Source organism: Gluconobacter potus (assembly GCF_015244705.1).
Lineage (GTDB): Bacteria > Pseudomonadota > Alphaproteobacteria > Acetobacterales > Acetobacteraceae > Gluconobacter > Gluconobacter potus.
Genome location: NZ_JABCQF010000005.1, coordinates 90859 through 103396, shown reverse-complemented (window position 1 = coordinate 103396; position 12538 = coordinate 90859). Strand labels below are relative to the sequence as shown.

Genomic DNA, 12538 nt, shown 5'->3' with positions numbered 1-12538 from the left:
GGACTGAAGGGATACCTGCCTCATGGGACTGAACAGCGCACTCTCGATTGCAACGTCCGGCCTGAACGTCGTTCAGAATGCCATGGCCGTTGCGTCCAACAACGTCTCCAATGCGGGAACAAGCGGTTATATCAAGGAAAACGCCAACGTTCAGTCCCTCGTGGCTGGCAATACGGGTAGCGGTGTCCGCACCGTTGCCACGACGCTGGCCACGAACGAGCAGGTCCAGAAGGCACTTTATGCCCAGAACGCGGATGTCGCAGCCTATACGGCCACGAGCAATTCCCTGGCCAACATCACGGCACTTCAGGGCTCTACCAGCGCGACATCCGGCAGTAGTGGAACGCTGTCTGACGAATTGGGCAATCTTCAGTCCGCCCTGACGTCCCTGACCTCCACTCCGGACAGTGCTACCGCCCAAAGCACTGTCGTGTCCGCCGCCTCCACCTTCGCGCAGTCCGTCAACACCCTGGCCTCAGCCTATCAGACCCAGCGCCAGACGGCTCAGGATACTGTCGTGTCCTCGGTTTCGGACATCAACACAGATCTCACCACGATCGGCGCCCTGTCCACCAAGATCATGAATCTCAAAAGCACCGGTCAGGATACGGCCGCGCTGGAAAACCAGCGTTACACGGCCCTGTCGTCCCTTTCTTCGGAACTTTCCGTCTCCTGGTCCGAATCCGCAAATGGCGACATGACCATTTCCACGGCGGATGGCGTGACGCTGCCGACGCGCGACACCAGCAGTACCCAGGGCGCAACCGTATCCTCCACCTGGCCTCTCAGCACGTCAGAGGCCCAGATTTCGGTCAGCACAACCTATCCCGGCACGTCTTCCAGCAACAGTATTCCCGCCATCACTCTGAACGGTCGCGACGTCACCACGGATCTGACGGGTGGAACGCTGGGCGCAAACATCACTCTGCGAGACACGACCCTTCCTACCATGCAGGCCCAGCTGGATTCACTGTCCTCGACCGTCGCCACCCGTCTGAGCGATCAGGGCATGCCTCTTTTCACATCCGGCGCAGATGGCGACGTTCCGGGCACATCGCAGACGGACCTCACGCCGACCGGAAGCGTCGGCTTCTCGCAGGAAATGACCGTCTCCAGCGCCTATTCCGATGATCCGTCCCAGTTGCTCGACAGCAGCACATCCGGCACGCAGACCATCCAGAATGTCCTGAGCTACGGTTTCGGAACCACATCCGATTCCTCCGGCACCGCCCAGACGGCAGCGCCGAGTACGAACCTCGGACTGACCGGAAACCTGTCCACGGGCTATACGGGAAATCAGGGGATCATCTCCCTTGCGATATCTCTCACGGCAAAACAGGCCGCCACCGCCAGCGATGCCAGCAGCGGCCTCGCCCTCTCCCAGACAACACAGACCAGCCTGACGTCCAACCTTTCCGGAACATCCACGGTCTCCGTGGACACGGAAATGGCCAATATCGTCACCCTGCAGAACGCCTATGCGGCCAATGCCAAAGTCGTATCAACCGTCCAGACAATGTTCAGCGCCCTGCTGAGCGCAATCGGAACCTGATCATGACCGGAACCATCTCCAGTTTCGGCTTCGGAGGAATCTCCAGCCAGCTTCTTCTGGGTGTCCAGAACCTTTCGCAAAGCCAGAGTTCGCTCCAGCTCGAAGCCTCGACCGGCGTTCTCTCCAGCAGCTATGCCGGTCTCGGCGCATCCCGAACTCAGGCCCTCGCCCTTCAGCCGGCCATCACGCAGGTATCCGCCTGGACGAGCAACGTCACGAACGCCCAGAACACCCTGACCACGACCCAGACAGCTCTGTCGCAGATTTCCACCATTGCCAGCGATCTGACGAGTTCGCTGTCCACGCTCGGCAGCACGCTGACCTATTCAACCGTCACGACGGCCGCCACCGCCGCCCAGTCGGCCCTGACATCGCTCGGCAACCTGCTGAATACGAAACAGGGCGACAGCTATGTCTTCGCCGGGCAGCAGAACACGACCGCCCCCGTAAGCACCGATCTGGGCACATCGGATCTCGCCACCCAGATCGAACAGGCCGTCAGCCAACTTGGCTCCACCAGTGCGGACGACGTGCTCAGCACGACCGAGGATCTGGCCAGCAATACCGCCGCCGGGCAGCCCTTCTCCGCAGCGGTGTCCACGTCCCCCGATCAGGCCTACCAGCAGAAAATGCAGGTCGTCGTCGGTCAGTCCGAAACGGTCTCCGTGGGCATGGTCGCCACCCAGAGCGCAACCTCGACCTCCACCACGTCGCCCATTCGCGACCTGATGCGCAACCTCATGGTGGTCGCCTCCCTCGGCTCGTCTTCCACCAGTGCAAGTGACTATTCCAGCCTGATTTCAGGTCTCCAGAGCTCCATGGAAACCGTAACGAGCGGCCTGGGAGACATGAGCGGCATTCTCGGCGTCCAGCAGAACAGCCTGACAACACAGGCCTCCATGCTGAGCCAGATGTCTTCCGCCCTGACCACCCAGCTCGGGCAGGTCAAGGATGCCGATCTGGCGCAGGTTTCCACGCAGGTGACGGACACCAACAACCAGCTTCAGGCGTCCTATTCCCTCATCGCCGACATGAAGGGCATGACGCTCGCATCTTACCTCTGATCCCGGTTGAAAATCCGTTTGTGACACCGCATATCGAAGTCACTTTCCTGTACGGAGACTGATGAAATGAGTGAAACGAACACCCAGAAAGCAGCCGAAAAGCACGAATTCAGTGCCGAAGTCGGCCGTCTGCTGGATCTGGTGGTCCACGCCCTCTATTCTGACCGCGAAATCTTTCTGCGTGAACTCGTCGCCAACGCGGCTGACGCCACCGACAAGCGCCGTTTCGAAGCCCTGACAGACAGCGCCCTGGCGCTCCCGGAAAATGCGTCCATCCGCATCAATCCGGACAAGGCCCAGAAAGAGCTGACCATTTCCGATGACGGCGTGGGCATGACCCATGACGAACTGTCCCAGAATCTCGGCACGATTGCCCGCTCCGGAACACGCGCCTTCGGAGAGAAGCTGAATGCCGCCAAGCCGGAAGACCGTCCCAGCCTGATCGGCCAGTTCGGCGTCGGCTTCTACGCAGCCTTCATGGTAGCCGACCGTGTGGACGTCACGTCCCGCAAAGCCGGGTCCGATGAAGCCTGGACCTGGTCATCCGATGGCAAGGGCGCCTTCACGCTCACCCCCGCATTCCGCTCCACGCCGGGCACCGACATCGTCCTGCACATGAAGGACGATGCGGACGAGTTCCTCGACAGCTGGCGTCTGCGCTCGATCATCCGCAAATGGGCAGACCACATCTCCTGGCCCATCACCCTGCGTGAAACCAAGGAAGACGGCACCACCGAAGACCAGGCCGCCAATGAAGGCACGGCCCTGTGGAGCAAGCCGAAATCCGAGATTACGCCGGAACAGTATGCCGAGTTCTACCGGCACATCTCCCATGCTTTCGATGAGCCTTACGCAACGCTGCACTGGCGCGCGGAAGGTGTGACCGAATTCACGGCCCTGCTCTTCCTGCCCAGCGCCCGTCCGTTCGACTTCATGGAGCAGTCCCGCGAAAGCCGGATCCATCTGCATGTCCGCCGGATGTTCATCACTGACGAAGCCGAACTGGTCCCGAACTGGATGCGCTTCGTGCAGGGCGTGGTCGATACTGAAGACCTTCCGCTCAACGTCTCGCGTGAAATGCTTCAGTCCACCCCGGTCCTGGCTCGCATCCGCAAGGCTGTGACCAAACGCGTCCTGACCGAGATCACCAAGCGCGCGAAAGAAGCCGATAGCGGTTTCAACACGTTCTGGGAAAACTTCGGCGCCGTCATCAAGGAAGGCCTGTGGGAAGATGCCGAACACCGCACGGAAATCGCCGGTTTCGCCCGCTTCCACTCCACCTACAGTGACGACCTGATCACGCTGGACGATTACATCTCCCGCATGAAGGATGGTCAGGACGCTATCTATTACCTGACCGGCGATAACCTCGACGCTCTGAAGTCTTCCGCCCAGCTTGAAGGCTTCCGCGCCCGCGGCCTCGAAGTCCTGCTGCTCTCCGATCCGGTGGACGGTTTCTGGCCGGAGCGTCTGTCTTCCTATCAGGAAAAGCCCCTTCGCTCCGTCACCCACTCCCATGGCGATCTGGAGAAGTTCGAGTCTGTGGAAGCAGACACGACCGAAGCCGCAGACGTTGAAAAGCTGGTCCCGGCCCTCAAGGACGCCTTGGGCGAACAGGTCAAGGACGTCCGCAGCACCGTGCGCCTGACAGGCAGCGCCGTCGTCATCACCTCCGATGGCGGCCCGGACCTGACGATGCAGCGCCTGATGCGCCGCTCCGGTCAGGCCATGCCCGCCATGCCGCCGATCCTTGAGATTAACCCGAAGCATCCGCTCATCAAGGCCCTGGCCGAGCGCGTCGCAAAGGGTGAGAGCGTCAAGGACTATGCGACCGTCCTGCTGGATCTGGCCCGCGTGCAGGAAGGCGAACCCCTGCCCGACCCGACCGGTTTCGGCCGCTCGCTTGCCACGCTGCTGGCCGGTCCTGCCGCAGAGTGAGCAAAGACCCGGAGCAATCCATGTCTCCGGTCCGGTTCGCAAAAGGCGAGGGAGTCATCCCTCGCCTTTTCTTTTTCATGCGCTCCTGTGAGATATGGAACGCCAGACATGACTGAGGGAGTAGCAGGCCTGTGATCGACGATTTCCGCTTTGGCCGCATTACGGTCATCGGCGACCTGCTGCTGGATCAGTATATTTCGGGCGGCGTCAGCCGGATTTCCCCTGAAGCCCCCGTTCCCGTCGTCCTGCATGACGGTCTGCGCTGTGTGCCGGGCGGTGCGGCCAATGTGGCGGTCAACGCCGCTGCCCTGGGCGCCCAGGTTCATCTTGTCGGTCTTGTGGGCGAGGATGATTCGGCCGCGCGCCTGAAGGAAACCTTGAAACTCTGGCCCACCATCGAGACGGACGGCATCGTCTCGTCCCCCGACTGGACCACCATCACCAAGACCCGCGTCGTCAGTGGCCGCCAGCAGATCGTGCGCATCGACGTCGAAAAGCTCACCCCCCTTTCCGAAACACTCCAGCAGCGCCTTGTGGAAGAAGCCTGTCGTGCGATCGCTGTCTCGGACGTCCTCGTCTGCTCGGATTACGCCAAGGGTGTCCTGACGGATGAGGTCCTGCACGCCATCATCGCCGCCGGCCGCGAAAAGGGCATCCCTGTCATCGTCGACCCCAAGCGCCACACATTCGAAGCCTATGCCGGCGCCACGCTCGTCACACCCAACCGCATCGAGGCGCAACAGGCCAGCGGCCTGCCGGCGCGCACGGATGGCGAGGTCCTGAAAGTCGCGGAAACCCTGTCCGGCCAGTTCGGCGGCAACGTCCTCGTTACGCGATCGGAAGACGGCATGACGCTCTGGCAGCGTGACGCCAAACCGCTGCATGTTGCCAGCCGCAAATCCGAAGTCTTTGACGTCTCGGGCGCCGGAGACACGGTCGTCGCCACGGTCGCCGCCGTGCTTTCCGCCGGGCAGACGCTGGAAACAGCCGTCGTCATCGCAACCGCTGCGGCGGCCTTGTCCGTCAGCAAGTTCGGAACCGCCACGGTCTCGCGCGAGGAACTCTCCCGCGAACTGCTGCAGGAAATGCCCGAAACAGGCGCCCTCGTGCCGGTCGAACAGGCGGCCCGCATCGTGGAAAGCTGGCACCGGCACGGCGCGAAGGTTGTGTTCACCAACGGGTGCTTTGACCTGGTCCATCCCGGCCATGTCAGCCTGCTTCAGGCGGCGGCCCGTGAAGGAGACCGGCTGGTTGTGGCCCTCAACACGGACCGCTCCGTCAGCCGGCTGAAGGGCCCGACCCGCCCGGTCCAGAAGGAAGAGGCCCGCGCCCGGGTCATCGGCGCCCTGCGTTCGGTCGATCTCGTGGTGCTGTTCGACGAAGACACCCCTCTGGAGGTCATCCGCACCCTGAAGCCGGATATTCTCGTCAAGGGCGCGGACTACACCGAAGACCAGGTGGTCGGTGCCGATGTGGTCAAGAGTTATGGCGGCAAGGTCGTGCTGGTGGACCTTGTCGAAGGCCAGTCCACCACCCGCCTCGTCCGGGGCATGCAGTCAGCCACGTCCTGATTAGCCCCGTCCTGACGATCCCGTCTGTTCCAGCCGCCCCAGCCGCAAGGCGGAACGCTGTCGGATTTCCCGCGGGGACGCCCCGAATTTCTGCCGGAAACGCCGGGAGAAATGCGCGGCATTGCGAAACCCATGGTTCAGCGCAATCTGCGCGATCGGCAGCGCATCATGCGTCGGGTTCGTCAGATCCGCATGGATCCTCTCCAGCCGCCGGTTGAGGATCCACCCCGCGACCGCTCCCTCCTCGCCATCGAAAAGCTGATAGAGCGCCCGGGTCGAAATCCCCGATGCTTCCGCAATGCTCTGCGGCGTCAGATCATGCTCGTGCAGGCGTGTCTCGATATAGTGGCGGATATGCTTCTGTCGATGCCGCCGCCGCCCCGCCACACTGACTTCCAGTTCCAGACAGTCCAGGATCGTCGTGATCAGCAGATCCGTGACATGCTGCATGAGGCGCTGGCGTGTCTGCGGAATCGTGCCTTCTAGCACCCCGGCTTCAAGCATGGACCCCGCGGACAGCAGGAATGCCCCCGGCCCCTTCTCCATGTTGAAAGACAGGGGTGGCAGCCCCGCGAGCATCGGAAGATACCGCAACAGCGCGCTGCGCGTGACACTCAGCAGAAAGACATCCGCCGTGGGCTCAACAGGTGGCGGTGTGGTCAGAGTCGAGAACTGGTGCTGATCCAGGTAAAGCCTGCCCGTGGACTGCCGTGACAGCACCAGAACCGCCCGCTCCTGCTTCAGAATTTCCGCAATAGCCGTTGACAGGGCCGTGCTGAGACGAACGACGATCGGGTCCATTCCACGGGGCGGCGCCGCAAGGGTCGCGAGTGGGATGATGCGCTGTGCATTCAGGCTACCACGGGGGCTTTCAGTCACGACTGTGCTCCGTGAAGGAAAGTGGGAATGCCGTTAAACACCATTTTTAATAGTAAAACCAGTCAAAACACCCATGTCAGGATGGCTATATGGAAAATCAGCTCAAAGGAAAATAGCCAGACTGTATTTCATACTATTTCGTCACTCGGTGTCATTCACAAAACTGGGAAGCATTGGAATGTCATAAAGTAAATATTTTTTTAGAAACGGAATTATAGTTCGGTCAGACAGCCAATTTCTTTCGATTGATTTAAGATATACCCATGATGGGTAAAAAACAGAACCTGTGTTTTTTCCGAAATCTCCGCCAGAATCTTCAGACCCGCCTCCGTGCGCTCTTCATCGAACGTCACGAACAGATCATCCGCAAGGAAAGGCAGACGGATTCCGCGCTCCAGAGCCTGCTCGACCGACGCCAGACGCAGCGCCAGATAAAGCTGGTCGCGCGTGCCCTCGCTCATGGCGTGAACCGGAACAAGCGCCGTGTTCCCCGGCCGGCACCCTGCCAGCACCAGCCCGTCCGAACCATCCTCTTCCGTCGCAAGCCCCACGTAACGCCCAAGCGTGAGCCGCGAAAACAGCGCCCCGGCGCGGGACAGCAGTGGCCCGTGAGCCTGTTGTCGCCCCTGCTCCACCAGCCGCGACAGCATCAACTGCTGAAGCCTGAGCGAGACATAGCGGCTGGCCCGCTCGGCGATATCCGCTTCCGTTTCCTGGATTTCCTCCGCCGTCTCATGAACGCCCCGGGCATTTTCCAGGTCGTCCAGAACCTTGCGCGCGGTAAACAGACGCTCGTCCACTTCCGACCTGCGGGCGTTCAGCGCCACCGTTTCCGCCTCGATGGCCTCGAATTCCTCTTCAAGCTGCGCCGGATCCGTCTCGCGGGCCTCTTCCAGAAGAACGTCGATCGGACGGCCATTTCCGGCCTGAAGGATCTGATCGCGCAACTCGTCGCGCCTGTCGCACAATGCAGCCCGCTCGCATGCCCGCGACAGCGCATGGCGCAGATCATCGTCCGGCCCCAGACCCAGCGTTGACTGCACAGGCGCCAGCTCCGCCGCCAGCGATGCAATCTTCAGATCCTTCTGTGCAATCTCAGCCTCAAGCGCCGCATGAGCCTGAACCACATTCTGCCGCTTCTGCTCGTGGGCCAGCGCGTGCGTCAGGAAAGCCTCCAGTTCGGCCGCCGATCCCTGCCCGTGGCGCTGAAGGAACGTCCCCAGTTCCGTGCGGAACGCCGCAATATCGCGCGTCTCGGCGGCCTGTTCCTTCTGCTCGCTTTCCATCCGCGTCTGGATCACGCGCGCATCCTGCACATCCCGCAGATCCGCCCGGTCCGGCCGCCCCGGATAATGACAGGCCTGACAGGCCAGCGCCCAGTCTTCGTCCCACTGCGCCAGTTTGCGCTCCAGTCCGGCCAGTGTCGCCCTGCCTTTTGCCACAGCCTCCTGCAACCGGCGCTGATCTGCATTCCGGGCTTCATTCTGCCTTGCCACGGCCTCGTCGCGCTCCAGAACCGACGCCGCCTGCCGGATCTGAACCGCCAGCCGGTCGGACGGGCATGCCGGCACGAAAGCCTGCAACCGTCGCCGCATATCCGCCCGGGTTTCCGTCGCGGCCTGCAACTGGGCCCGCGTGCCCTGCAACTGCTCTTCGGCCGCAAGCGCCGCCTGACGGCGCGTAATCCAGACCTGAAGCGGGGCAGGAGGCAGGACCGGCGCGCCCAACGTCTCCAGCAGCGTCGCCCATGCGGCATCGCGCCGATCCAGTTCCGTTTCCGCATGCGCCGCCCTGCGCCGGGCCTCTCCCGCCTTCAGCGCCAGATCCTCAACCTGACGCGACAGCGCCGCAAGCTGCGCCGACTGCTCGGCATGGTCATGACGCCGATCCGCCAGACCATCCGCATTCTGGACCAGAACGCCAAAGGCCTCCCGCATCGCCGGAGGTGGACAGGCCCCGGATTGGAAATGACGTTCCATTTCCTGCCACAGCCGGTCGCGTTCCTGACGCGCCGCGGAAAGCTGCTCGCGTGAAACGGCCTGTCCGCCTTCCTCAAGCCGCCGACGCTGCTGCTCCCGATGCGCGCGTTCCGTCTCCGCCGCCTGCTCGTCCTCGCGCGCCACCCGGCGCTGCTCTTCCAGCCCCGCCCGGAGCCGCGCTTCTTCTTCGAGCGCAGCCATGTCCGGCAACGCAAGCGCCGTCAGCGCGGCTTTCCGGTCTCCGCCTGTCGCACGCCAGGGCAACAGCGCCCCATAAGCAGAAGCCGTGACGTCTTCCTGCCGCGCAATCGCCTCCGAAAGGCTGTCGATCCGCTCATCCAGCGGACCAAGGCTCCGCGCCTCATCCAGTTCCAGCCGGAACAGACGCAGACGCTCCCCGTTTCCATTTCCATCCGTATCCGAAACGGATTGCGGGTGAAGTGCATTCAGCGCCTGCTCCGTCTCCCGGAGCCTGTCCCGCAGATCCTGCTCCTGCGTGTGCAGCAGCGCGCGTTCCTGAAGCCGCCGGTCCAGATCATCCAGTTCCGCCAGGTCTGGCAGCACGTCCGGCTCACAGCCATGCCGCGCCCAGAACTGCTCAAGCCAGATCCCGTCCCGCGTCAGCCGAGCCTGACGGTCCCCCGCCGCTGCCTCAAGACGCTCAACCAGAACACCCCGGCCCAGAAGTGCCCGGATGGCATCCTGTTCCGCCAGAACGGGATGCGGCTCGCCACAGTCCCGGAGCTGCCCGGACACCGCCTCAAGTTTCTGGCGCGCAGCCGAAAGCGCCTCTTCTTCCCGGTGCAGGTTTTCCAGGATTTTTTCAATCCGTGCGCAGTCCTGAACCGTCAGATCCCAGTGCGGAAATGCGGCGACCTCCACTTCCGTCTCCATCAGTTTCTGAATCGGAACGGATGTCATTCTCAGGCGTGAGTTGGTCCTGCGACGCACGCCAAGAGCCTGCGCTTCCTTCTCACAAGCCAACCGTTCCGACTCAGAAACAGACAGCGCCCGGTTCGCCGTGGAAAGCTGCCGCGCCGTCGTCGTGTCCTGACGCAGCGTCTGCTGCAACTCCTTCAGCTTCAGCTTCGCCTGCTGCAGGGCCGAGCGCGCGCGTCCGGATTTCCATTCCGAATTAACATCGTCCTGAAGCGTCGCAGCCAGCTTCCCGACACCCTCAAGACCCAGACCCGCCGCCAGGATCTGAAGCCCCGCATCGTCCTTCAGCCGACGCATTTCCTCGCCGCCATCCCGCAAACGCGCATGATCCAGCGCCCAGGCCGCCTCAAATCCTTTCGCATCCAGTCCGCCCAGCCAGGTCCGCAGCGGCAGATCATCCAGAGCGGTTTTGTCATCCGCCGCATAAAGCGTCTGGTTTCGCCCTCGACGCCGCACACCCTCAAAAACTGTCCCGTCCTGCTCCAGACACGCCCCGACCCGCAGCAGCGGCGCGGCCGTCATCCAGTCCCCGGCAATATGATGCGGAAACCCGAACAGGAAATCCCGGATCGCACAGAGCGTCGTCGATTTTCCAGCCTCGTTCGGCCCGTAAATGACATGCAGGTCCCGCTTCCCCTTCGGAAAGCTCAGCGTGGCATCCTGAAAGCCGCCATAGCGCAGAAGATCGAGACGTTCGAAGCGCATTATTCCGTCTCCCCCACCAGCCGCGCCCGCAAGGCCGCCCGGGCCTGTTCCAGCGGAAACTGTCCGTCCGGCATCAGACTGTCCCGCTCGACGCAGGAGGGCAGGGCAGAGAAAAAACCTTCAAACGCCTCGGGCAGGGACGCCAGAAACTCGTCGTCCTGCATCAGCCCCTCAAGCGCCAGATCAAGCTCCCGCGTCTCCGCCACTCCCGCCCGATGCACGGGCGCGGAGGTCTCGTTGCGGATTTTCTCCAGCGCTATCTGGGCCGTCCCCTGCGCCATCGACACCGCAATGCCCCGCAGATCCTCTTTCCACGCCTGCGACGCACACAGCCGGTCATGCAGGACGCTCCGCCCCGTCAGCACAATCCGCGCAATGACCGTCCGGCCACCGGCATCGGAGAGCGCGTTTTCCATCGCCTGACGCGCCGCGCCCAGAACCGCATCCATGGTCTGCATCTCGCTGACATCCAGCTCCAGCCGGCACCAGCGCACGACATCACATTCCACGAATTCAACAGACCAGACGATCCCGTCTTCAACAGTAACCAACTCGCAGCCACACGCCCCGGTCTCCCGCGCATGACGTCCCTGAAGCACGCCCGGAAATACGATCCACGGATGCTCGCAGACAATTTCGCGCGCATGGACATGGCCCAGCGCCCAGTAATCATACCCCTTGGCCGAGAGCGTCTCGACGGAGCAGGGCGCATAGGTCTCGTGCTCCCCATATCCCGAGAGCGACGTATGCAGCACCCCGATATTGAAACACCCCGCCACCGGCGCGGGATAGGATCGCGTCATGTCCTGCGTGCCATGCCGGTCCCGGAAACTCTGCCCATGCAGCGCCACGCCCAGTTCGGGCCAGTGCAGCGTCTGGGGCGCATCATAGGAGAAATGGTCGATCCCATCCGGCAGCGGCAGTTCGCGCGCAATGACCGACTGGGCATCATGATTGCCCGAAAGCGTCACGACCCTGATGCCCGCCTGAACCAGCCGGCTCAGCGCCCGGACCATGTAAAGCCCGGTTCCCACATCCTGCCAGGACCCGTCATACAGATCCCCGGCCAGCACGACGAAATCAACCTTTTCCGTCAGTGCCGTCTCGACAAGCCGGTCCAGCGCACGCCGCGTGGAGCCGCGGATTTCCGCTTCGGGAAGCCCCTCGTAACGGCTCAGCCCCCTCAGGGGGCTGTCGAGATGAATGTCAGCAGCATGAAGGAAGCGGAATGAGGACATGCCGGAAGTTTACGCTCTCGCGGATGTCTTGCAAGCCGGGTTAAGTCGCCTCAGACCGCCGCCAGATACTGTGCCACGATTTCCGGCATCAGTCCTTCAAGCGCATCGGCCGATGCTGCTTCTTCTTCCTTCAGACATTCCAGCGCAGCCGCATCCTGCGCAAAGCCAAGCTGCCGCGCCAGCACGACCAGAACCTGAAGCGACGCGATCTGATGCGCGCGATACCCGCTCGCCGCCAGCACGTTCTTCAGAACGTCATGCTCCTCGCCCCCATGCAGCAGCCCCGAAACGGTGCTGAGAATGGACGAGACGGTCTCATGAGGAACCGGGGCAGGGTGCCCGTGCCGGGACAGAAGGATCGTGATCTCACGCGCATGGCTCCTGCCCATCGCCAGATCCTGCTCCATCCGGCTGCACAGCCCCGGATACTGCTCACACACGGGAAGCTCCGAAAGCGCGGTCTCGATCGCCTTGGATTCAATGGACAGGTGATCCCGCAGGGCGCCCAGATAGATGTCCAGAGCTGACCTGTCCGTCGTTTTCGTTCTGCCCACCATGGATCCTTTTCGTCTTTGGTGCGGTCTTAAATGGCCATATTGCCGAATGGAGTGCAAGAGCGCAGAGCGGCCCGCGCGGAACCCTTCCGGTCATGAAAAACCCCATGCCGGAGACC

At 62.5% G+C, this 12538-nt stretch carries 8 protein-coding genes; 4 read left to right on the top strand and 4 right to left on the bottom strand.

Annotated features, from left to right (window positions below; all coding sequences use genetic code 11):
- The first annotated feature begins 22 nt into the window (after window positions 1–22).
- The 4 genes from flgK to rfaE1 all read left to right on the top strand — a co-directional run bounded on the left by flgK (window position 23) and on the right by rfaE1 (window position 6125).
- Window positions 23–1552 (top strand): flagellar hook-associated protein FlgK, encoded by a 1530-nt coding sequence (gene flgK, locus HKD31_RS09660; protein WP_194264888.1) that lies wholly within the window; start codon window positions 23–25, stop codon window positions 1550–1552.
- A gap of 2 nt (window positions 1553–1554) precedes the next feature.
- Window positions 1555–2616 carry a flagellin gene (locus HKD31_RS09655; RefSeq protein WP_194264887.1) on the top strand — a complete coding sequence of 354 codons (1062 nt, stop codon included), beginning with the start codon at window positions 1555–1557 and terminating at the stop codon, window positions 2614–2616.
- Between the two features lie 66 nt (window positions 2617–2682).
- Window positions 2683–4554, top strand: coding sequence for a molecular chaperone HtpG (gene htpG, locus HKD31_RS09650; RefSeq protein WP_194264886.1), 1872 nt, complete (start codon window positions 2683–2685; stop codon window positions 4552–4554).
- 131 nt (window positions 4555–4685) lie between these two features.
- A complete protein-coding gene (gene rfaE1 / locus HKD31_RS09645) occupies window positions 4686–6125 on the top strand; it encodes a D-glycero-beta-D-manno-heptose-7-phosphate kinase (RefSeq protein WP_194264885.1) in 1440 nt (479 codons plus the stop codon).
- On the opposite strand, the gene HKD31_RS09640 is transcribed toward rfaE1, so the two are convergent.
- From HKD31_RS09640 to HKD31_RS09625, 4 genes are all read right to left on the bottom strand, one after another.
- Complete coding sequence (locus HKD31_RS09640; protein ID WP_194264884.1) at window positions 6126–7004, bottom strand: helix-turn-helix domain-containing protein; 879 nt, start codon at window positions 7002–7004, stop codon at window positions 6126–6128.
- A gap of 212 nt (window positions 7005–7216) precedes the next feature.
- Window positions 7217–10627 (bottom strand): ATP-binding protein, encoded by a 3411-nt coding sequence (locus HKD31_RS09635; protein ID WP_194264883.1) that lies wholly within the window; start codon window positions 10625–10627, stop codon window positions 7217–7219.
- Window positions 10627–11865 carry a metallophosphoesterase family protein gene (locus HKD31_RS09630; protein ID WP_194264882.1) on the bottom strand — a complete coding sequence of 413 codons (1239 nt, stop codon included), beginning with the start codon at window positions 11863–11865 and terminating at the stop codon, window positions 10627–10629. Before HKD31_RS09630 ends, HKD31_RS09635 begins: the two co-directional genes overlap by 1 nt.
- A 50-nt stretch (window positions 11866–11915) precedes the next feature.
- On the bottom strand, window positions 11916–12422 hold the full coding sequence (locus HKD31_RS09625) for a DUF892 family protein (protein ID WP_194264881.1): 507 nt from the start codon (window positions 12420–12422) through the stop codon (window positions 11916–11918).
- Window positions 12423–12538: the final 116 nt, after the last annotated feature.